Below are 21744 nucleotides of genomic sequence, written 5' to 3' on the forward strand. Positions count from 1 at the left end.
GGCGTCGATCTGGTCGTAGGCCTTGGCCTCGCCACCAAACTTCTTCGACAGCACGGTCGCGATAGCAGCCGTCAGCGTGGTCTTGCCGTGGTCAACGTGACCAATCGTGCCCACGTTCACGTGCGGCTTGGTACGTTCGAACTTGCCTTTTGCCATCTTGCGCTCCTGGAGGCGAACAGATCAGAAGAGAAGGAAATTGGTGGTGCCCATGACGCGGATCGAACGCGTGACCTCTCCCTTACCAAGGGAGTGCTCTACCACTGAGCCACATGGGCATCGACACAGGTTTGATGACAAGCATCAGCAAACCAGTGCCGACAACGACGACACAACTTCCAAGCCTCTGGAGCGGGAGACGGGAATCGAACCCGCGTCATTAGCTTGGAAGGCTAAGGTTCTACCATTGAACTACTCCCGCCCGGGAGCATGGCCTGGACCCTGCCGCTACGAACAAGATCGCATGCTGTTTGCCTTGGTGGAGGAGGCTGGATTCGAACCAGCGTACGCGTTAGCGGGCAGATTTACAGTCTGCTGCCTTTAACCACTCGGCCACCCCTCCGAGGCAAGCCCTAGACTATAGCACAGCATTTTTTCCGTGCAAACGATTTTTCCAAGTTTTTTGCAAAGACCACCCTCGAGGCCGATGCGCGCAACCCAAAGACGCCGCAGCGCAACCCAGGCAGACGTCAGGCACACCCCCAGCAAGCACCACAGCCACCCCAAGACCACTCATGAATACCAGTTAACTACCAAGCCTGCCCGCATCACAGCTCAAACACCCCGAAACGCCCGTCTGATGCGGGTCGCGCGCCCGCCACAGCAGGGAAAACACGCCCCCAAAACTGGTAGCAAAGTGGCACTAGCGGCCGTTATAGTGGCATGGCATTGGTTGCATCAAGGTGCATCTTGGGGGCACCAGGCGCATGCCGCTTCCCGCATAGGCATGAGCCCCGGTTCCACTTCGTAACAGGCCCTATACGAATCAACAGGCCATATCGAGGAGCAGTTCATGAAGGTCACAAAGACCCCTATCGCGGCCGCCGTGTCGCTGACCCTGCTGAGCGCAGCCTTCGGCGTGCAAGCGCAAGCCGCAAAGAAGGAAGCCGCCCAGCTGGATCAGGTAGTGATCACCGGCATCCGCGCTTCGCTGGAATCGGCGACCAACATCAAGCGCAATTCCAACGCCGTGGTTGACGCCGTCTCGGCTGAAGACGTGGGCAAGCTGCCCGACTCCGACGTGGGTCAGGCTCTGGGCCGCATCCCCGGCATCTCGGTGGGCCGCGACTTCGGCCAGGGCGCCTCGGTGTCGATCCGCGGTACCGATCCGCAGATGACCTACACCACCCTGAACGGCCAGACCGTCGCGTCGACGGGCTGGTACGACCAGAAGGACATCGACCGCTCCTTCAACTACTCCCTGCTGCCCGCCGAACTCATCGGTGGCATGGAGGTCTACAAGTCCTCCCAGGCTGACCTGACCGAAGGCGGCATCGGCGGCACGGTGATCGTCAAGACCCGCAAGCCCCTGGATCTGGAGCCCAACACCGTCTACGGCGGCCTCAAGCTGGGCAAGGGCACCATCAGCGACGACCTGAACAAGGATGTCTCGGGCCTGTACAGCTGGCGCAATGCCTCCAAGACCTTCGGCGTGCTCGTCGCCGGTGGCATCGAGAACGGCAACTACGTGCGCAAGGGCGTCGAAGCCGATATGCGCTGGTCCAGCGATGTGGCGCCGTCCACCTTCGTGCAGGATCGCAAGCGCACCGCGCTGAACGTCACGCTGCAGGCTCGTCCCGCCTCCAATATCGAGCTGGGCCTGAACTACACCCGCCTGGAACTGGACGCCAACAACTCCAACACCAGCCACTACATCTTCACCGGCAACGGTGACGCTTCCGACTGCAAGCAGACCAACCCGGTCAACGGCCTGTGCGTGCTGCACACCCGCGCCACTGCGGACTTCAACAAGCACAACGTCTTCCTGCAGAACTGGGTCCGCTCCGCCTCCATGAGCTCGGACAGCCTGGTGCTGGACGGCTCGTTCAAGGGCGACGGCTTCAAGCTCAGCGCCGTGGCCGGCACGACCAAGGCAGACGGCGGCACTGACCAGACCGCCAACTTCGCCTACGGCCAGTGGACCCCCGACTTCTCCAAGGGTGAAGCGGCACTGACCAAGGCCCCGGGCAACATCCCCTACTGGACGGGCACCATCGATGCCCGCGGCAACAAGATCTCGCTGCAGCCCTCGTCGAACCAGAGCACCAGCGTCAGCAATCTGCCGGCCAAGTCGTCGCCGGAGCTGTGGGCCAACGGCCGCGGCCCCAACAAGGACAAGGAGAACTTCTTCCAGGCGGATGCCACCATCGACCTGGCCTGGAACTCCCTGACCGCCTTCAAGACCGGTGTGCGCATGACCGAGCACACCTTCACCAAGAGTGCCGAACGCGGCCTGCGCCCGGCCACGGCCAGCTCCTATGACACCGCGTCGCTGTACAGCGGCAGCATCGACATGGTGGGCGGCTGGACCCTGCCCAAGCCCAATATGGACGCCATGCTGGCTGCCGCCCGGGCCAATGTCACCAGCTGGAAGGAAGACCGTTCCGCCTTCGGCGAGCTGAACGAGAAGAACACCGCCCTGTACGGCATGTTCGACTTTGAAGCCGACAAGCTGCACGGCAACTTCGGTCTGCGCTACATCCGCACCAAGGCCAACGCCACCGGCTATGTGTTCGATGGCACCAAGTGGTCTGGCAGCTGGGCCACCGACGCCGAGCAGAACAATGGCTGGGGCACGAGCAAGACCACCAAGTCGGCCAGCTATAGCGACTGGCTGCCCAGCCTGAACGTGGCTTATGACCTGAACCGCAACACCATCCTGCGTTTCGCGGCAGCCAAGGCCATCACGCGCCCGAACTTCGTGAACATGTTCAACGCCACGGTGATCGGCTTTGCCGACACCAACAAGGCCAATGACGCGTTCAACTACGGCTCGCCGGCGCTGAAGCCCCAGTCCTCGAACCAGTTCGACCTGGGCATCGAGTACTACTACGGTCGTGGCAACCTGGTGTCGGCTGCGCTCTTCTACAAGAAGATCGACAACTTCATCACCACCCAGACCCTCACCAACCAGAAGGTTGGCGTGGTCAGCCCCGACAGCGGCCTGGACAGCTGGACCATCAACAGCTACGTGAACGCTGGCGGCGGCAAGATCACGGGCCTGGAACTGCAAGCGAACCATGCGTTCAACAACGGCTTCGGTGTGGCTGCCAACTACACCTACTCCGATGCCAAGGCTCCGGCCAGCAGCTACCAGGACCAGCTGAACCTGTTCACCCTGTCCTCGCGCCACAACGCCAACCTGGTGGGCTACTACGAGAACCAGACCTACTCGGCTCGCCTGGCCTACAACTGGCGTTCCAAGTACATGGTTCGCGAGAGCGGCTGGTACGGCAACCGCATGCATGACGACACCGGCAGCCTGGACCTGAGCCTGGGCTGGAACATCAGCGACAAGCTGCGCCTGTCCTTCGAGGCCATCAACCTGCTCAAGCAGGATGATGTGCAGTACGGCGCTGCCGGTGCCGCCAGCACCGTGCGCCCCTCGCTCAAGGGCGGCTTCCCGACCTGGTACTTCGAAGGCGAGACCACCTACCGCGTGGGCCTGAGCGCCAAGTTCTGATCGCAGGACTGAACGCCCAAAGCAAAACCCGGCCTCGGCCGGGTTTTTTTACGCCTGTGGTCTCGGGGACGGGACGGCTGAGACGGCCGTGGGGTCTTCAGAAGTCGTAGAAGGTATTCACGGTCAGGCGCCCTGCCCTCGGATCGGCATTGACGCTCAGGGCCGGATTGACCACGGCCGTGTGCAAGAGGCTGCCACGATAGACCACCAGACGATTGAAGCGCGCCGGCATGCGGCCCAGAAACTCGAAGTGCTCATCGCCATGGTCGAAGTAGCGCGCCGGTGCCGGGCGCTGCGTCTGCTCGGCGTTGTAGGCCGCGAGAAATCGATCCCGGTTCTCGGACGTGACCTGCTGGATGCCGGTGGCGCGGTGCCGATAGAAGGCCGTCCCCCCGTGACGCTCATCACACAGATAGAGCAGCACCGCCATATGGTGAGGCGTGCTGGCATCGAAGTGTGGCGTGCGCTGCAGCGGCCCCAGTTCCTGGGGCGCCAGCGTCGTGAGGGAGAAGCCGCAGATGCTCTTGCGCAGGGCCAGCGACTCCGGCACGCCGAAATTGAGCCGGATCAGCGGGTCCATCAAGGCCGTGAGGTTATGCGAGTACGCAGCCGGCGCCTCGGCGCGCAGGCCCGGATAGCCCTTGCGATCCGAGAGCCCCGGATAGGGCTCGTAGGACGCCCTGCAAGCAGCCTCCAGCAGGGCCTCGGGCCGCTCCAGAAAATTGTCGATGAAGACCAGCTGGTGCTCACCGATCTGCACGGACTGCACATCGGGTGGCATACGGATCGGATAGGAGTCGCTCATCGTGTCGTTTGCATCTCAAAGGGTTCGTGCATGCGACAAGCCCGGCGCAAGGCCGGGCTTGTGAAGGCCGCTCGCTGCTGAAACTTCAGCGTACCCCGAAGCAAGCGTCAGACCTTGATGTAGATCCGTCGCCGGTCCAGTTCACGCACCACCAGGGTCCATACCAGCACGAATGCCAGGGCGAAGCCCAGCGAGGCAGCAAAGGGGTCCAGCAGGCGGCCCACCCAAGCAAAGCCCAGGGCATACAGCGGCTTGACCCAGCCCATCCCCTCCAGCACGACGGCCATGACCCAGGCCCCGGCATAGGCCGCGATGGCGTTCACGCCAAAGCTGCGCCCCAGAGCAGGCCAGCCGTGCTGGTCCACCAGCTTGTGAGCGGCCAGCAGCGCCAGGGCGGCCCAGCCACCGGTCCAGAGCACAAAGCTGCTGGTCCAGAGCTGCTTGTTCCAGGGCAGCAAGCCCTGCGCCGCATAGCCCAATGCAAGGGCCGCCAAGCCGAGCAGGCACAGGCGCCCAGTTTGGCCGCGGCGCAGCCACTCACCGGCACGCAGCCCCAGCAGACAGCTGGCCCAGGCACCCAGGGTGCTGAGCACGCCCTCGGGTTCATGCGCCAGTGCGCGCGCCGCATCCCACTGATAGGCCAGGGGCCCGAGCAAGACGCTGTCCCAACGGGCGGCCAGGTTGCCGGCCTGGCTCAGATCGCCGCCGGCCAAGAGCAGCCCGCCATAGCCGACCAGCAAGAGGCTCAGCAAGGCCCATTGCAGGCTGGCGCGCAGATACAGGGCCGCCAGTCCCGTGAGCGCAAAGCAGATGCCGATGCGCTGCAGCACGCCCATCAGCCGGAAGTGCGGCTTGTCCATCAGCCACCAGGCCAGGGCATGCAGCACCAGGCCCAGCAGCAGGATGCGCAGGGCGCGCTCGAGCACGGTACGGGCCATCGCTGCCTTGGGCGCACCGGCCTCGATACGCCCGCCCATGCTCAGGGCGATGGAGACGCCGACGATGAAGAGAAAGAAGGGAAAGATCAGATCGGTCGGCGTGCAGCCGTGCCAGGCCGCATGCTGCAGCGGGGCGTAGACATGGCCCCAATCGCCGGGGTTGTTGACCAGCAGCATGGCGGCCACCGCCAGGCCGCGCAGCGCATCCACCGAGGCCAGGCGCGGATTCTTCAGATCACTCATACAACTTGCTCAAGCACGCAGACCCGCAGCACAGCGAAGGCCGGCGGGTCAGGGTTCAAAAATCGCAGCGGCTCTCCAGCGCAGGCTGGGCTGCGGGCACCTGATCCAGGCGCGCGGTACCGGCACGGCGCAGCGCCGCCACCTCGGCCATCACCTGCTCGGGCGAGAGCCGGGCGTTGCGCGCATGGAAGACCCAGTCCACGTCCTGCTCCCAGACCCGCGCCTCGGCGCTGGGCGGCAGCAGGCCGCCGGGAGAGAACCAGAGATTGAAGTTGATGGACATGGGCACAACGGGGTAGTTGCGCCCACCGTGCTCCGCCACCTGGCGCCCATCGACAAAGAGGCGGGTTCGGCCATCCAGGATCTGCATCATCAGCACATGCCAGCCGTCCAGGGAGCCGAACTCCTCATGCGCCTGGTTGTAGGCCTTCCAGGGCTGCAGCTGCACCGTCTGCCAGCTGATGCCGTACAGCCGCGTCTTCTCGCTGCCCCAGCCGCCATTGGGCAGGTACTCCCAGTCCAGCTCGCTGAACTCGGGGTCGAAATCGAAACGCAAGGGGCTGACCACATAGAAGGTCTGAATCACCGGGTCGCCGTCCGCACCCTGGCGAGGCGCGTCCCGGAAACGAAGCCGGGCCGCATAAGTGCCTTCCAGATACTTGCGCTGATGGCAGAGCTGCACCTGCTCGGTGCCGGCGGCGCTGCCGTCGGTGCGCGCCTGCAGCCGCAGCAGGCGATTGCCGCGCTGCGACTCATCGTCCAGCACGCTCAGGCCATCGGGCGACCAGCGCGCGCCCTCCACACCGGGGTGTCCCGCACGGCTGCGTGGCGTCCAGCCGCCCTCGCGCTGCAGCTGCTGCGTCGTGGCGTAGGAAAAGTCGTCAAAAAAAACCTGCCCGGCTTGCGCCGCGGCAGGTTGGCAAAACAGCATGGCAATCGCGCCGGTAAGCGCCGCCATAGCCCCTCTCAAACTCATCAGCTCACTCCTCAAGGCCGGCGCCCATCTGCTGGCGCACGGCGAACGGACTTGGCAAGGCGCTCAGCGGCCGGCTGCGGCTTGGGCCCCAGCACCTTCTTGCTGGGGCGTCGCCACCGGGCTCTGCGCCTCGCCGCGCGCGGGAATACGCACAAACAGCAGCAGCAGCAGGGCCGGCACACCGCAGACGATGGTCCACAGGAAGAAGTCCTGGTAGCCCATGGCCAGCTGGATGTCGCCGCTGATGGTCTTGCTGAAGATGAAACCCAGCTGCATCACGCCCGAGCCCAGGGCGTAGTGCGCCGTCTGGAACTTGCCCGGCGCCACCGCCTGCATGATGTAGAGAATCATGCCCACGAAGCCGAAGCCATAGCCAAACATCTCGATGCCCACGGCCAGGCCGATGTGGAAGACGTCCTCCGGCATGGTGGCCGCCAGGTAGTAGAAGGTCACATTGGGCACGGCCATGGCCACGATCAGCACCGGCATGGCGCGCTTGAGGCCCAGCCAGCTGGTGAAGTAGCCCCCCAGGATGCTGCCCACCAGAAAGGCCGCGGTGCCCACGGTGCCGTAGACGCCGCCGATCTGCTCCGTACTCAGGCCCAGGCCGCCACTCTCGCGCGCTTCCTTCAGGAACAGCGGGCCGATGGTCTGCACCTGCCCTTCCGCGAAGCGGAACAGCACGATGAAAAGAATGGCCATCCAGATGCCGGGCTTCTGCAGAAAATCTGCAATCACCTCGCGCAGCGTGCGCCAGATGCCGGACGCGGTAAGGTCCGCATGCTCGGTGTTCAGCGTGCCCGGCAAGGCCCAGGCGTTGTAGCTGGCCAGCAGGGCCAGCAGCACGGCCAGCAAGACAAAGATCACCGACCAGGCGTTCATCACGCCAACCGTCCGCTCCAGATAGCCCGCCAGCACCAGCAGGCCGCCCAGGGTCAGGAACTTGGAGGCATTGAAGAAGGCGCCCTGCCAGCCGGCATAGGCGGCCTGCTGCTTGGCGTCCAGGCTGGCCATATAGAGGCCATCGCAGGCAATGTCGTGCGTGGCCGAGGCGTAGGCCAGCAGAAAGAGCACCGCGATGCTGGCCGCAAACCACATGGGCAGCTGCAGGGCCACGGCCATCAGGCCCAGGCCCACGGCGCCGGTGAACTGCATGGCCACCACGATCAGCTTCTTGCTGCGCGCCAGCTCCAGAAAGGGGCTCCACAGCGGCTTGAAGGCCCAGGCCAGGCCCAGGGCGCCGGTCCAGCGCGCGATCTGGTCATTGGGCACGCCCATGTTCTTGAACATGAGGCCGGCGATCAGCATCACCACAAAGAACTGAAGGCCCTGCACGAAGTACAGGCTGGGCACCCAACGGATGGGCGAGCGCAGAGGCGTCTGGGTCATGGCAGGGCCTTGGTCTGGGGGCGGTAGCCGGGTGAGCGATCAGTTCAGGGTGACGGGCGGCTGTGCCGTGGCGCTCTGCCGGCCCTGCAACCAAGCGCGCAGCGCGCTCATCGCACCCTCGGCATAGCCCCAGGTCACGACGGCCGGCGCCTGCGGCAGGTCCAGCACCTGGAAGGGGTTCCAGATGGCCAGATGCAGGTCCACCGCGGCCTCGGCCGCCGCCGCACCGTAGCGCGCGCGCTGGTTGGACACCAGCACATTCAGGCGGCCATCGCGCGGCAGATCGGCCGCGCCCAGGGCGCTGAGCTTGGGCAGGTGCAGGAACTCCACATCACGGAAATGGGCGTCGAAGAGCGCCGCCACGGCCTCTACAGGCAGACCCGCCTCCGACACGCCATCGCTGGCCACACTGGCCTGGGTGATCACGCGCAGCGGACGCTCGGCCGCCGGCGGCGTGGCGCCACGCAGGGCACACAGGGACAGGGCCCAGGCGCGATGCATCAGGGCGTCATCGGCCTCGCGCTGGCCGGCGGCATAGTCGCGGCGGGCCAGGGGGTAGGCACGGGCCAGGGTCTCGATGCGCGCGGCCGCAGCCTGCACCTCGGCCAGGCTCAGCTGGCCGGCGACCAGGGCCGCGGCAATGGCGTCCAGCACCTCGGCCTGCTCGGTACGGCTGCCTTGGGCCAGGGGCATGTCGGCGCCGGCCTGCAGGGCCAGCACCGAGGCGCGGGCATAGCCATAGCGCTCGAACACGGCCTTCATCATCAGCGCGTCGGTGATGACCACACCGCCAAAGCCCAGGTTCTGGCGCAGCACGCCGCCCAGAATGGTCTTGGACAGGGTGGCCGGATGCTCGGCATCCAGCTGCGGGTAGACGATATGCGCCGTCATCACCGCCGGCGCTGCCAGATCACCCGCATGGCCCGAGGCCAGGGCGCGGAAGGGCCGCAGTTCCAGGGCTTCCAGCGCGGCCAGGGACTTGTCCACCGTGGGCAGGGCATGGTGCGAGTCCACATGGGTGTCGCCATGGCCGGGGAAATGCTTGACGCAGCAGGCCACGCCTTCGCGCAGCGAGCCGCGCATCCAGGCCCGGGCCAGGCGGATCACGCGCTCCGGGTCTTCGCCAAAGCTGCGCTCGCCGATCACCGGATTGGCCGGGTTGTTGTTCACGTCCAGCACGGGCGCGAAGTTCCAGTTGATGCCCAGATGGCGCAGGGAGCGCGCCACAGCGGCGCCCACCTCCTCGGCCAGGGCCTCGTCGCCAATGGCGCCCAGGGCCATGGCCGCCGGTGCCTGAGGCACGCTGGTGGCCCGGATCACCGAGCCGCCTTCCTGGTCGATGCCGATCAGGCCCAACGGGCCCATGACCTCGCGCAGATCGGCGGTCAGTTGACGGATCTCGTCCTCGCTGCCGAGGTTCTTGCGGAACAGGCAGACCGCGCGAATCTCGTGCTCGCGCAAAAAGGCAGCGGTCTCGGCATCCAGGGTCTTGCCGGGAATGTCGACCATCACCAGATGGCCGGGGCGGAAGGCGGGGGTCGCGCTCATGCTAGTCGGAATCAATGCGTCTTGGTCACTTTGGCCAGATGGCGCGGCTGGTCGGGGTTGAGGCCGCGCGCACGCGCCAGGGCCTCGACCATGGGGTAGAAGCTCTGCACCGCGGCGATGGGGTCCAGATCCTCATTGCCGGTGGTGGCCAGCTCCAGTTCGGCGCCGGGCGTGCCCTTGGGGGCGGCCAGCAGCACGCGGGCACCACGGCCGCGCATTTCCTCGGCCAGGGCGATAAGGCCCGCCTGGGCCGGGCCGCGCGGAGCGAACACCAGCAGCGGGTAGCCCTCTTCCACCAGGGCCATGGGGCCATGCTTGACCTCGGCGCCCGAGAAGGCCTCGGCCTGGATGCCGCAGGTTTCCTTGAACTTGAGCGCGGCTTCCATGGCAATGGCCAGGCCCGTGCCGCGGCCGATCACGAAGAGCTTGTCGGCATCCTTGAGCGCTTCCACCGCCGTGTCCCAGCGCAGGGCCGCGGCCTGGGTCAGGGCTTCGGGCAGGGTCTGCAAGGCGGCGGCCAGGTCCTCGTCGTCCTGCCAAGCGGCCACCACGCGGGCACCGGCCACCAGCTGGGCGATATAGCTCTTGGTCGCGGCCACGCTCTGCTCGGGGCCGGCGTGCAGGGAGAACACATGCTGGGCGGCCTCGGCAAGGGGCGAGCCCGAGGCATTGACGAAGGCCACGGTGCGCGCGCCCTGGCTGCTGAAGTACTGGGTGGGGGCCACCAGGTCGGGGCTCTGGCCCGACTGCGAGAAGGCCAGCGAGACCAGGCCCTTGCTCTCGATCTTGCTCTGATACAGCGTGATCAGGGACATGGGCAGGGAGGTGACCAGGCGGCCCAGGCGCGCCATCACCAGATAGGCCATGTAGTGGGCAGCGTGATCCGAGCTGCCGCGGGCAATGGTCAGCAGGCTGCTGGGCGGCTGGCTGCGCAGCGCCTCACCCAGGGCTGCGTAAGCGCCTTGATCGGCGGCCAGTTGACGCGCCACGCAAGCAGGAGCGCTCAGCGCCTCCTCCAGCATGCGAGAACCATTCAGATTAGCCGAGCTCAATTTCTTCTCCTTCAACCACCACGCGCTGCAACTGCAGGTCCCGGTCCATCACCACCAAATCCGCCCAGGCGCCCGGGGTCAGACGCCCCCGGTCTTCCAGGCCCATGTAATCCGCCGCATAGGTCGAGACGCGGCGCGATGCCTCTTCGATCTCCAGGCCCAGGCCCACCAGATTGCGCAGGGCCTGATCCAGGGTCAGGGTGCTGCCGGCCAGGGTGCCGTCGGGCAGGCGCACGCCGCCCATGCACTTCTGCACCTTGTGGCGGCCCAGGCTGTACTCGCCATCGGGCATGCCGGCCGCCGCGGTGGAATCACTCACGCAGAACAGGCAGGGAATGGCGCGCAGCGCCACCTTGATCGCGCCGGGGTGCACATGCAGCAGGTCCGGGATGATCTCGGCGTAGCGCGCATGGGCCAGGGCCGCGCCCACCATGCCGGGCTCGCGGTGGTGCAGGCCGCTCATCGCGTTGAAAAGATGGGTGAAGCCGCCGGCGCCATGGGCCAGGGCAGCCACGCCGTCTTCGTAGGTGCCCAGGGTGTGACCGATCTGCACCTGGAAGCCGGCCTCGCGCAGCTGGGTGATGAGCTCCAGATAACCCGGCAGCTCGGGCGCCAGGGTGATCAGGCGGATGGGCGCCAGCGCATGCAGGGCCATGATCTCATCCAGACTCGCGACCTTGGCGAAATCGGGCTGGGCACCCAGCTTGCCCGGATTGATGTAAGGCCCCTCCAGATGCACACCCAGCACGCGGGCGCCCTGCGGATCACGCCGCCGGCACAGCGGCCCCACGGCCTCCAGCGCGGCCCGGATCTCATCCATGGGCGCAGTCATGGTGGTGGCCAGCAAGGCCGTCGTGCCATGCCGGGCATGGAGGCGGGAGATGGCGGCGGCCGCGTCGCTGCCCTCCATGGTGTCGCGCCCGCCACCGCCGTGCACATGCACGTCGATGAAGCCGGGCAGCACCAGGGGCAGAGTCTGGCGAGCATGTCGGACCTCGGACTCGGAGACGCTCTCGCCCTCGATGCGGACGATGCGCCCCTCCCGCTGCTCCAGCACGCCGCGCACAAAACCCTGTGGCGTGAGGATGTAGCCCTCGATCTGATCAACAGCCAAACTCATTCCCGTCTCGTTTCCGGCTCTCTAGCCATCTCGTCGCATCTCGGCGACGAAGTCGTAGTAATCGCTGCGGCAATAGGAATGGGTCAGCTCCACGGCCTGCCCCGACTCCATAAAGCCCACCCGCGTGATGAAGAGCACCGCCTGGCCCACCGGCACCTCCAGCAGGGCCGCCAGCTTGGGCTCGGCATTGATGGCGCGGATGTGCTGCAGCGCGCGCACCGGGGCGCCGCCCTGACGGGTCAGGTGGGCGTACAGCGAGGCATCCACGGCCTGGGGATCGGGCAGCACCGTCTCGGGCAGCACGCTCACCTCATAGGCCATGACCACCGCATCGGCCAGGCGCAAGCGCTCCAGGCGCGCCACGCGCGCACCCGTGGCCAGGCCCAGGCTCAGCTGCTCATCCGGCGCGGCCTGGGCAAAGCCGCGGGTCAGCCACTTGGAGCTGGGCTTGAAGCCGCGTTGATGCAGCTCTTCCGAGAAGCTGGTCAGGCGGGAGAGCGGCTGTTCCAGCTTGGGCGCGATGTAGTTGCCGGAACCACGCTTGCGGATGATCAGGCCCTGCTCGACCAGGCGGTCGATGGCCTTGCGCGCCGTCACGCGCGAGAGATCCAGCGATTCGGACAGCACCCGCTCGGAGGGCAGGGCCTCATCCGGGTGGTAGTGACCATCGCGTATGGCCTGGGCCAGCTTGTGCGCCAGCTGCATATACAGCGGCGAGGCGGCCTCGGGGTCGGCCTTGAACTGGAAAGGAAGCTTGGTGGCAGTGGCAGAAGCAGTCATCAGAGTCCCATCTCGGTGAGTGCGCGGCCTATCATCAGCAGCGCGCCGTCCGCCGAGTCGCCTTGCGGCTCGACGCAGCGGGCACGAATGGTGCCTGAGAAATACGCTGCCACACGCCGCGCGATGCTGCCGCACAGCGCCACGGGCAGCCGCCCCGAGGGATCCAGTGCCAGCGCCAGACGCTCCAGCTCCGCCACCGTCTCCTCCACAAAACCCTGCGCCACCGCATCGTGGGCCGCCTGATCGAAGACCAGGGGCGCCAGGCTGGCATAAGCATGCTGGCCGGCTGCAGCACACCAGTCGGCGAGTGCATCACGCTGCTCGCCGGCGGCGGCCCAGACCGCATGCGCCAGCGCACCAGCCGGCACACGGCCATCCATGGCCTGCTGGGCGTGACGCATGGCCTTGATCCCCAGCCAGGCACCACTGCCCTCGTCGCCCGTGATCCAACCCCAGCCGCTGATCAGCACGCGCGAACCATCCTCGCGCAGGGCCTCACCCACGGCGCCAGTGCCCGAGGCCACCACAGCGCCCGGCCGGCCGCCATGGGCGCCCAGCACGGTGGTGTAGCCGTCGTTCTCCAGCAGCACCCGGGCATAACCCGGCTGCAAGCGCAGAAAGCCCTCGGCCTGCTCCGCAATGGTGGCCCCCGAGAGACCCAGACCGATGGCGCATTCCGCCAGATCCAAGGCACCCAGACCCGCCTGGGCGCAAGCCGCCATCACGGCCTGCTGCACATGGCACCAGGCTTGCTCCACCCCTTGGCCCAGGGCCGAGGGGCCCGCCTCACCCTGGCCCAGCACCCGACCCTGCCGGTCGGCCAGACGCACGCGAGTGCCGGTACCCCCGCCGTCCACGCCAATCAGAAAGCGTACGGGTTTGGTGGCAGACTGTGAGGGCGCGCCCGCGGCGCGTGCGAAGGCCGTGTTCATATTTAATACCAGTCTAGTACCAGAGACAACTGGGCGTCAATTGGTATTCGCCACTCACGAAGAGGAATGGCGTGGGGCGGCGGATTTATCGGGTTAATACCAATAAAAAACCAGCCCGAGTATCACGGCGCTTCGGGGTTTTTACCGATCTTCCAGGCTCCAATCCACGGGGCGGCCACGCAAGGCCAGCCAGGCCGCCGCGCGCGAAAAGTGCCCGCAGCCGATGAAGGGCGTGGGCGGCCGGGTGGCCGAGAGGGGCGAAGGATGGTTGGCCTGCAGCACCAGATGGCGGCGCGCCGTGTCGGCGCCCTCGATCAGCTGGGCCTTGGCCTGGGCATGGGCGCCCCAGAGCAGAAAGGCCTTGGGCGCGGCATCGGTCGCGGCGCGCAGGATCAGGGCGTCGCTGAGGGCCTCCCAGCCCTTCTTGGCATGACTGGCCGGCGCGCCATCCTCCACCGTCAGGCAGGTATTGAGCAGCAGCACGCCGCGGCGCGCCCAGGCGCCCAGATGACCGTGGGCCGGCGGCGGCAGGCCCAGATCCCGCTGCAGCTCCTTGAAGATATTGCGCAGGCTGGGCGGCAGCTTCTTGAGCGTGGGCGGCACCGAGAAGGCCAGGCCCTCGGCTTGCCCCGGCCCGTGATAGGGGTCCTGCCCCAGGATCACCACGCGCACCTGGTCCAGGGGCGTGAGCGTGAGCGCCCGGAAAGGCTCGGGCGGGTAGACCAGCGCGCCGGCGGCGCGGCGCTGGGCCACGAAGGCCTCCAGGCCCCGGCCCGCGGGCGAGGCCTGCCAGGCCTCGACCACCTCCTGCCAGCCCGCGCTCACGAGGCGAACAGGGCCGCGAGCGCCTGACCCGGATCCGGCGCGCGCATGAAGGCCTCGCCCACCAGGAAGGCATGCACCTGGGCGGCGCGCATGAGCTGCACATCGGCCGGGGCCAGGATGCCGCTCTCGGTCACCAAGAGGCGATCGGCCGGCACGTCCTGGAGCAGGCCCAGGGTGGTATCCAGCGTGACCTCGAAGCTGCGCAGATTGCGGTTGTTGATGCCCACCAGTGGCGTCTTCAGGCGCAGGGCCCGCGCCAGCTCCGCGCCGTCGTGCACCTCGACCAGCACGTCCAGGCCCAGGCTCTGCGCCACAGCCTCCAGATCGGCCATCTGCGCATCATCCAGGCAGGCGGCGATCAGCAGGATGCAGTCGGCCCCCATGGCCCGCGCCTCGAAGACCTGGTACTCGTCGACCATGAAGTCCTTGCGCAGCACCGGCAGGGCCACGGCCGCGCGGGCCTGGCGCAGATAGTCGGCCGAGCCCTGGAAAAACTGCTCGTCGGTCAGGACCGAGAGGCAGGCAGCGCCGTGGCGCTCATAGCTCTGCGCGATCTCGGCCGGACGGAAGTCGGCGCGGATCACGCCCTTGCTGGGGCTGGCCTTCTTGATCTCGGCGATCACGCCGCTGTGGCCGGCGGCGATCTTGGCGCGCAGCGCACGCTCGAAGCCGCGCGTCACGCGGTCCGCCTCGGCCTGCTCGCGAACGGCCGCCAGGGGCAGGCGCGCGCGCGGCCGCCACTTCCTCATGCTTGACCGCGACGATGCGCTTCAGGATGTCGGCCATGGTCTCAAGCCTCCTGGCCCCGGGCCTGGGTGGTGGTCACAAACTGATCCAGCTTGGCGCGGGCCGCGCCGCTGGCGATGGCCTCGCGCGCCTTGGCAATACCGGCGGCGATGGAGTCCACCACATTGGCGGCATAGAGCGTGGCACCGGCATTGAGCAGCACGATGTCGCGCGCCGGGCCTTCCTCATTGGCCAGGGCGCCCAGCAGCATGCGGCGGCTGTCCTCGGGGCCGCTGACCTTGAGGCTGCGGTTGCTGGCCATGGCCAGGCCGAAGTCCTCCGGATGGATCTCGTACTCGCGCACCTCGCCGTTCTTCAGCTCGCCCACCAGGGTGGCGGCGCCCAGCGAGATCTCGTCCATGCCGTCCTTGCCGTAGACCACCACGGCATGTTCGGCGCCCAGGCGCTGCATCACGCGCACCTGGATGCCCACCAGGTCGGGGTGGAACACGCCCATCAGGATGTTCTTGGCGTCGGCCGGATTGGTCAGCGGGCCCAGGATGTTGAAGATGGTGCGCACGCCCAGCTCCTTGCGCACCGGGGCGATGTTCTTCATGGCCGGGTGGTGGTTGGGCGCGAACATGAAACCGATACCGGCGCGCTGCACGCTTTGCGCCACCTGGCTGGGGCTGAGCATGATGTTGGCGCCCAGGGCCTCCAGCACATCGGCACTGCCGGTCTTGCTGGAGACGCTGCGATTGCCATGCTTGGCCACCTGGGCCCCGGCCGCGGCCGCCACGAACATGGAGCAGGTGCTGATATTGAAGGTGTGGGCGCCATCGCCACCCGTGCCCACCACATCCACCAGATGCGGGCCCGGCTGCAGCGGCACCTTGACCGAGAACTCGCGCATGACCTGGGCCGCGGCGGTGATCTCGCCAATGGTCTCCTTCTTGACGCGCAGGCCGGTCAGCAGGGCCGCGGCGATCACGGGCGACATCTCGCCGCCCATGATGCGGCGCATCAGGGCCAGCATCTCGTCGTGGAAGATCTCGCGGTGCTCGATGACGCGGGTCAGGGCTTCATGGTCGGTGATCGGCATCTCAGGCTCCGATGAAGTAGTCACGGACGGCGGCAATCGCGCGCTCGACGCCGGCGGCGTCCACATCCAGATGGGTGACAAAGCGCAGGCGGTACAGGCCGGTGGCCAGCACGCCGCGCGCTTTCAAGTGTGCTATCAGGCCGGCGGCGCGCTCGGGCGCCACATCGGCAAAGACGATATTGGTCTGCGGCGCCTCCACCGTCAGGCCGGGCAGGCCCTGCAGTCCCTCGGCCAGGCGGCGCGCCAGGGCATGGTCGTCCGCCAGGCGGTGCACATGGTGCTGCAGCGCATGCTGGGCGGCCGCGGCCAGCATGCCGGCCTGGCGCAGGCCGCCGCCGCTCATCTTGCGCCAGCGGTGCGCGCGCTGGATGAACTCACGGCTGCCGCAGAGCACCGAACCCACCGGCGCGCCCAGGCCCTTGGAGAAGCAGACCGAGACGCTGTCGAAATGGCTGCAGATGCGGCGCGCCGCGGCGTAGGGCTCGGCGGCGTCAATCGCCACCGCGGCATTGAAGAGTCGCGCGCCGTCCAGATGCCGGGCCAGCCCCTTGCGCTGCGCCAACGCCGACGCCGCGGCCAGGTAGTCCATAGTCAGCACCTTGCCGCCGATGGTGTTCTCCAGTGTCAGCAGTTTGGTGCGGGCGAAATGCGCGTCGTCTAGCTTGATCTGCGCTTCCACCTCGTCCAGCGGCAGCGAGCCGTCCGGCGCATGGGCGATGGGCTGGGGCTGGATGGAGCCCAGCACCGCGGCGCCGCCGCCCTCCCAGCGGTAGGTGTGGGCGTACTGGCCCACGATGTATTCCTCGCCGCGCTGGCAGTGGCTCATCAGCGCGCAGAGATTGCTCTGCGTGCCGGTGGGCATGAAGAGCGCGGCCTCGAAGCCCAGCAGCGCGGCCAACTCGGCCTGCAGCGCGTTGACGCTGGGATCGTCGCCAAACACATCGTCGCCCAGGGGCGCAGCCAGCATGGCCTCGCGCATGGCCGCGGTGGGCCGGGTGACGGTGTCGCTGCGCAGATCGACCAAGCTCATAGCGCGCGCTCCAGGAAGTTTTTCAACATGGCGTGCCCATGCTCGGACAAGATGGATTCCGGGTGGAACTGCACGCCCTCCAGCGGCGTGGCCGTGCCGGCCAGCTCGCGGTGGCGCACGCCCATGATCTCGCCATCCTCGCTGCGGGCGCTGATCTCCAGCACCTGCGGCATGGTCGCTTCCTCGATCACCAGCGAGTGGTAGCGGATCACGCTGAATTCCTTGGGCAGGCCTTTGAAGACGCCCTTCTGGTCGGTCGTGATGGTGCTGGCCTTGCCGTGCATCTGGGTCTTGGCACGCACGATCTTGCCGCCCAGGGCAGCGCCTATGCTCTGGTGGCCCAGGCACACGCCCAGGATGGGCAGCTTGCCCGTGAAGGCGCGGATCGCCTCCACGCACACGCCCGCCTCGGCCGGCGTGCAGGGGCCGGGCGAGAACACCAGGTGATCGGGCTTGAGCGCGCCGATCTCCTCCACCGTGATCTCGTCATTGCGCACGACCTTGACGTCCGCGCCGAGCTCGCCGAAGTACTGCACCAGGTTGAAGGTGAAGCTGTCGTAGTTGTCGATCATCAGCAGCATGTCAGGACTCCCGCAGGGCCGCCCCAAGGGAGGCCAGCCCCCTCGGGGGGCAGTGAACGAAGTGAACGTGGGGGCTCATCAAAAACCCTCCTCAACGAGTTCGGCGGCGCGAATCAGCGCGCGCGCCTTCGCTTCGGTTTCCTTCCATTCCAGCTCGGGCACCGAATCGGCCACGATGCCGGCCGCGGCCGAGACATAGAGCGTCTGGTCCTGCACGATGCCGGTGCGGATGGCGATGGCCAGGTCCATATCGCCGGCAAAGCTCAGGTAGCCGCAGGCGCCGCCATAGATGCCGCGCTTGACGGGCTCCAACTCGTCGATGATCTGCATGGCGCGGATCTTGGGCGCGCCGCTGAGCGTGCCGGCCGGGAAGGTGGCGCGCAGCACGTCCATATTGCTCTGGCCCTGCTTCAAGGTGCCCTCGACATTGCTGACGATGTGCATCACATGCGAGTAGCGCTCCACCGCGAAGGCATCGGTCAGCTTGACCGAGCCCGTCTCGGCGATGCGGCCCACATCGTTGCGGGCCAGGTCGATCAGCATCAGATGCTCGGCGCGCTCCTTGGGGTCGGCCTTGAGCTCGGCCTCCAGCGCCTGGTCCAGCTCGGGCGTGGCGCCGCGCGGGCGGGTGCCGGCCAGGGGGCGGATGGTGATGCGCTCCTCCTCGGCGATACGCTCATGCCGCACCAGGATCTCGGGCGAGGCGCCGACGATCTGGAAGTCCCCCATGTCATAGAAGTACATATAGGGGCTGGGGTTCAGCGAGCGCAGCGCGCGATAGAGGCTCAGCGGCGACTCGGTGTAGCGCTTGGCCAGGCGCTGGCCGAAGACGATCTGCATGCAGTCGCCAGCGGCGATGTAGTCCTTGGCCTTGAGCACCGCGGCCTCGAAGTCCTCACGCTTGAACTCGCGCTGCACCGGATGCGACTGGCCGCGCTTCACCTGGGGCGCGCTGACCGAGTAGGCCAGCTTGTCGCGCAGCTCGGTCAGACGCTTCTTGCCGCGGAAATAGGCTTCGGGCTGGGTGGGGTCGGCGTAGACGATGAGATACAGGCGCCCGGAGAGGTTGTCGATGACCGCCAGCTCCTCGCACTGCAGCAGCATCACATCTGGCGTGGCCAGACCGCCGCCTTTGTGGGTCTTGGCCAGCTTGGGTTCGATATAGCGCACCGCGTCGTAGCCGAAGTAGCCGGCCAGGCCGCCGCAAAAGCGCGGCATGCCCGGGCGCAGCGCCACCTTGAAGCGCTGCTGGTAGGCCTCGATGAAGTCCAGCGGATTGCCCTCGTGGGTCTCCACCACGGCGCCGTCGCGCAGCACCTCGGTCTTGAAGCCCTCGCTCTTCAGCACGGTGCGGGCCGGCAGGCCGATGAAGGAATAGCGCCCGAAGCGCTCGCCCCCCACCACCGATTCCAGCAAAAAGCTGTGGCGGCCCTGGCCGGCACCGGCGCAGAGCTTGAGGTAGAGGGAGAGCGGGGTTTCGAGATCCGCAAAAGCCTCGCTGATCAGCGGGATGCGGTTATAGCCCTGGGCGGCCAGGCTCTGGAATTCCAGTTCGGTGATCACGTCGTCAAACCTCGAATACGGGGGCGCTACGCCGGCTCGCAGGGGAGCCGCCGAGAAGTGGGCGCGCGCCGGTTCAATCAGGTCGCTTGACTGCGGCCAGCTCCCTGCTGGGAGCGATCGATCGGATTTCGATTGTGAGGCCCGCGCATGACACGTCGTGCGGTCAGCGGGGCGGCAAGCATCAGTCAGGCGGCTTCAGCGGGCGAAGTCGTTCGAGCGACGCCAGGGCCAGGCTCCCCGGTCGTTCGACCCCTTGATGTGCTTGCGCGTGATGAACATGATGCGGCCGAGTGTAGCAGCGCCCGCCTCGCGCCCCACTCGGTAGAGCCCCGGTGTCCAAATGTGACTCTTGCCACAGACGAGCGCGCGCGGTTCGCACCATACTCCCGCCTGCCCGCCGCCAGAGCGGGGGATGGACGGAGACAAGCAAGATGAGATCAAGCCTCGCAGCCCTGCTGCTCGCCGCCGCGGTGGGCGTACCGGCCTGGGCCCAGTCGGTCGATGTGGCCGGCGTCAAGTACGAGCCCCAGGCCGAGGTCGGCGGCCAGAAGCTGCAACTCAACGGCGCCGGCATACGCTTCAAGGCCGTGTTCAAGGTCTACACGGCGGGGCTCTACCTCACGGCCAAGGCCGGCACGCCCGATGCGGTGCTGGCCAATCCCGGCCCCAAGCGCCTGCACATCCAGATGCTGCGCGATATCGACGGGGCCGAGCTGGGCAAGCTCTTCACCAAGGGCATGGAAGACAACTCCACCCGCGAGGAGTTCGGCCGCTCCATTTCGGGCGTGCTGCGCATTGCCGAGATCTTTGCCAGCAAGAGAAAGCTGGCCAGCGGCGAGAGCTTCAGCGTGGACTGGCTGCCGGGCACCGGCGCCGTGGTCTCCATCAATGGCAGCCGCGTGGCCGGCGAACCCATCAAGGAGCCCGAGTTCTTCAATGTGCTGCTCAAGATCTGGCTGGGCAAGTCACCCGCCGATGCCCAGCTCAAGGACGCCCTGCTGGGCCAGCAGCGCAGCAGCAGCCGTCAGGCCGGATCGGGCAACTGAATCTGGTCCAGCCGGTCCAGATGCTGCAGGGCCGGCACCGCATCGATGGGCTCGCCGTGGTTGTAGCCATGGCGTAGCAGCAGCACCGGGCAGCCCGCGGCGTGGGCGGCCTGGGCGTCATTGCTGCTGTCGCCGATCATCCAGCTGGCCGCGGGCGGCGTGCCCAGGGCCTCGCAGGTCTTGAGCAGGGGCAGGGGGTCGGGCTTCTTGCGCTCGAAGTCGTCGCCACCAAACACCTTGTCGAAATAGCCGGCCAGGCCCTTGCGCGCCAGCAGCTCGCGGGCGAAGGCGGCCGGCTTGTTGGTCAGGCAGGCCATGGGCAGGCCGCGCGCGCGCAGGCGCTCCAGGCCCTCCAGCGTGCCCGGGAAGAGATCGGAATGCTGGCCGTTGAGCCGCTCGTAGTGATGCTGGTAGCGGGCCCAGGCTTGCTCGTAGAGCGCGGGCGCGCCGCCCACCGCGGCCAGGGTGCTGCGGATCAGGTGCTCGCTGCCGCGCCCCACGGTGTGCGCCACGAAGTCGCGGCCCACGGCCGGCAGGGCCAGCTCGGCCAGCACCGCGTTGAGCACGGCCACGAAATCGCCCAGGGTGTCGACCAGGGTGCCGTCCAGATCGACCAGAAAGGCCTGGGGCGGGAGTGCTTGCTGCTGCTGCGTCATGGTGCTTGGAATGGAAGCGATTGAAAACGATCAGGCGCCCAGCAGGGACTGGCCGCAGACCCGCAAGGTCTGGCCGCTGAAGGCCGCGACCTCGGGCCGGGCCAGAAAGGCGATGGCCTCGGCCACATCCTCGGGCTGACCGCCCTGCTGCAGGGCATTGAGCCGGCGGCCGGCCTCGCGCAGCATCCAGGGCATGCGCCGTGTCATGGCGGTCTCGATGAAGCCCGGCGCCACCGCGAAAGCCCCGCCGCCGCCACGCCGCGCCAGCTCAAGGCCGCGCGCCTGCACATAGCCGATCAGGCCGGCCTTGCTGGCCGCGTAATTGGTCTGGCCCGCATTGCCGGCGATGCCGCTGATGGAAGCCAGGCAGATCTCGCGCGCGCCGGGCCGCAAGGCCGCGGCGGCGTCCAGGGCAGCATCGATGGCCAGCACCGCGCCCAGGTTGACGGCCAGCACGCCGTCCCACTCGGCCGCGCTCATGCGGGCCAGGCTGCGGTCGCGGGTGATGCCGGCGTTGTGCACCAGCAGGCTGGCGCCGCCGCGCGCCGCCACCGCCGGGGCCAGCTGAGCCACGCCCGCGGGGCTGGCAATGTCCAGGCCCAGGGCCTCCCCACCCCCCGCGGCCGCCCGGGCCTGCTGGGGTGTGGCCGCGGCCGGCACATCCACGCAGAGCAGGCGCGCGCCTTCGGCCGCCAGGCGGCGCACCGTGGCCGCGCCAATGCCGCCGGCCGCGCCGGTGACCACGGCCAGGGC

The 21744-nt window shown here is 67.5% G+C and carries 19 protein-coding genes, 3 tRNA genes and 1 pseudogene; 2 read left to right on the plus strand and 21 right to left on the minus strand.

Going from position 1 to position 21744, the window contains the following annotated elements:
- From ACK5F2_RS16370 to ACK5F2_RS16385, 4 genes are all read right to left on the minus strand, one after another.
- Positions 1-156 (minus strand): GTP-binding protein (locus ACK5F2_RS16370; RefSeq protein WP_253907294.1); only part of this gene is annotated, 156 nt, incomplete at its 3' end.
- Between the two features lie 44 nt (positions 157-200).
- A tRNA-Thr gene (locus tag ACK5F2_RS16375) sits at positions 201-275 on the minus strand.
- Between the two features lie 69 nt (positions 276-344).
- A tRNA-Gly gene (locus ACK5F2_RS16380) sits at positions 345-418 on the minus strand.
- Between the two features lie 55 nt (positions 419-473).
- Positions 474-559, minus strand: a tRNA-Tyr gene (locus tag ACK5F2_RS16385).
- A 450-nt stretch (positions 560-1009) separates the two neighbouring features.
- Between ACK5F2_RS16385 and ACK5F2_RS16390 the strand changes: the two genes are divergently transcribed.
- Positions 1010-3679 carry a TonB-dependent receptor gene (locus ACK5F2_RS16390; RefSeq protein ID WP_409866528.1) on the plus strand — a complete coding sequence of 890 codons (2670 nt, stop codon included), beginning with the start codon at positions 1010-1012 and terminating at the stop codon, positions 3677-3679.
- A gap of 97 nt (positions 3680-3776) precedes the next feature.
- On the opposite strand, the gene ACK5F2_RS16395 is transcribed toward ACK5F2_RS16390, so the two are convergent.
- From ACK5F2_RS16395 to trpE, 15 genes and pseudogenes are all read right to left on the minus strand, one after another.
- Positions 3777-4484, minus strand: coding sequence for a DUF6445 family protein (locus ACK5F2_RS16395; RefSeq protein WP_409866530.1), 708 nt, complete (start codon positions 4482-4484; stop codon positions 3777-3779).
- Positions 4485-4591: 107 nt separating this feature from the next.
- On the minus strand, positions 4592-5665 hold the full coding sequence (locus ACK5F2_RS16400) for an acyltransferase family protein (RefSeq protein ID WP_409866532.1): 1074 nt from the start codon (positions 5663-5665) through the stop codon (positions 4592-4594).
- Positions 5666-5720: 55 nt separating this feature from the next.
- Positions 5721-6596 carry a glycoside hydrolase family 16 protein gene (locus ACK5F2_RS16405; RefSeq protein WP_409866534.1) on the minus strand — a complete coding sequence of 292 codons (876 nt, stop codon included), beginning with the start codon at positions 6594-6596 and terminating at the stop codon, positions 5721-5723.
- A 108-nt stretch (positions 6597-6704) separates the two neighbouring features.
- A complete protein-coding gene (locus ACK5F2_RS16410; protein ID WP_409866537.1) occupies positions 6705-8030 on the minus strand; it encodes an MFS transporter in 1326 nt (441 codons plus the stop codon).
- 39 nt (positions 8031-8069) lie between these two features.
- Positions 8070-9578, minus strand: a complete 1509-nt coding sequence (nagZ, locus tag ACK5F2_RS16415; protein WP_409866539.1) for a beta-N-acetylhexosaminidase — start codon at positions 9576-9578, stop codon at positions 8070-8072.
- An 11-nt stretch (positions 9579-9589) separates the two neighbouring features.
- A complete protein-coding gene (locus ACK5F2_RS16420; RefSeq protein ID WP_409866565.1) occupies positions 9590-10600 on the minus strand; it encodes an SIS domain-containing protein in 1011 nt (336 codons plus the stop codon).
- A 16-nt stretch (positions 10601-10616) separates the two neighbouring features.
- Complete coding sequence (gene nagA / locus ACK5F2_RS16425) at positions 10617-11750, minus strand: N-acetylglucosamine-6-phosphate deacetylase (RefSeq protein WP_409866542.1); 1134 nt, start codon at positions 11748-11750, stop codon at positions 10617-10619.
- Positions 11751-11771: 21 nt separating this feature from the next.
- A complete protein-coding gene (locus ACK5F2_RS16430; RefSeq protein ID WP_409866545.1) occupies positions 11772-12530 on the minus strand; it encodes a GntR family transcriptional regulator in 759 nt (252 codons plus the stop codon).
- Positions 12530-13462: a BadF/BadG/BcrA/BcrD ATPase family protein gene (locus ACK5F2_RS16435; RefSeq protein WP_409866547.1), complete on the minus strand. Its 933-nt coding sequence runs from the start codon at positions 13460-13462 to the stop codon at positions 12530-12532. Before ACK5F2_RS16435 ends, ACK5F2_RS16430 begins: the two co-directional genes overlap by 1 nt.
- 141 nt (positions 13463-13603) lie before the next feature.
- Positions 13604-14287: a uracil-DNA glycosylase gene (locus ACK5F2_RS16440; protein ID WP_409866549.1), complete on the minus strand. Its 684-nt coding sequence runs from the start codon at positions 14285-14287 to the stop codon at positions 13604-13606.
- Positions 14284-15073, minus strand: a pseudogene (gene trpC / locus ACK5F2_RS16445) (indole-3-glycerol phosphate synthase TrpC). Before trpC ends, ACK5F2_RS16440 begins: the two are co-directional and overlap by 4 nt.
- Before the next feature lie 4 nt (positions 15074-15077).
- Positions 15078-16115: an anthranilate phosphoribosyltransferase gene (gene trpD, locus ACK5F2_RS16450; protein WP_409866551.1), complete on the minus strand. Its 1038-nt coding sequence runs from the start codon at positions 16113-16115 to the stop codon at positions 15078-15080.
- A gap of 1 nt (position 16116) precedes the next feature.
- Positions 16117-17145, minus strand: coding sequence for a low-specificity L-threonine aldolase (ltaE, locus tag ACK5F2_RS16455; RefSeq protein WP_409866554.1), 1029 nt, complete (start codon positions 17143-17145; stop codon positions 16117-16119).
- Entirely contained in the window at positions 17142-17726 is a 585-nt protein-coding gene (locus tag ACK5F2_RS16460; RefSeq protein WP_409866556.1) for an anthranilate synthase component II, read from the minus strand. The genes ltaE and ACK5F2_RS16460 overlap by 4 nt, the downstream gene beginning before the upstream one ends.
- Before the next feature lie 78 nt (positions 17727-17804).
- Positions 17805-19289, minus strand: a complete 1485-nt coding sequence (gene trpE / locus ACK5F2_RS16465) for an anthranilate synthase component I (protein WP_409866558.1) — start codon at positions 19287-19289, stop codon at positions 17805-17807.
- 431 nt (positions 19290-19720) lie between these two features.
- Here trpE and ACK5F2_RS16470 point away from each other — a divergent pair, with 431 nt between their 5' ends.
- Positions 19721-20335, plus strand: coding sequence for a chalcone isomerase family protein (locus ACK5F2_RS16470; RefSeq protein ID WP_409866560.1), 615 nt, complete (start codon positions 19721-19723; stop codon positions 20333-20335).
- Here the strand turns inward: ACK5F2_RS16470 and gph are convergent.
- Positions 20314-20991 (minus strand): phosphoglycolate phosphatase, encoded by a 678-nt coding sequence (gene gph / locus ACK5F2_RS16475; protein WP_409866561.1) that lies wholly within the window; start codon positions 20989-20991, stop codon positions 20314-20316. The genes ACK5F2_RS16470 and gph overlap by 22 nt on opposite strands.
- Before the next feature lie 30 nt (positions 20992-21021).
- On the minus strand, positions 21022-21744 hold a 723-nt coding region (locus ACK5F2_RS16480), incomplete at its 5' end, for an SDR family oxidoreductase (RefSeq protein WP_409866563.1).

This window comes from Roseateles sp., from assembly GCF_046300915.1.
In the GTDB taxonomy this organism is placed as follows: Bacteria; Pseudomonadota; Gammaproteobacteria; order Burkholderiales; family Burkholderiaceae_C; genus Kinneretia.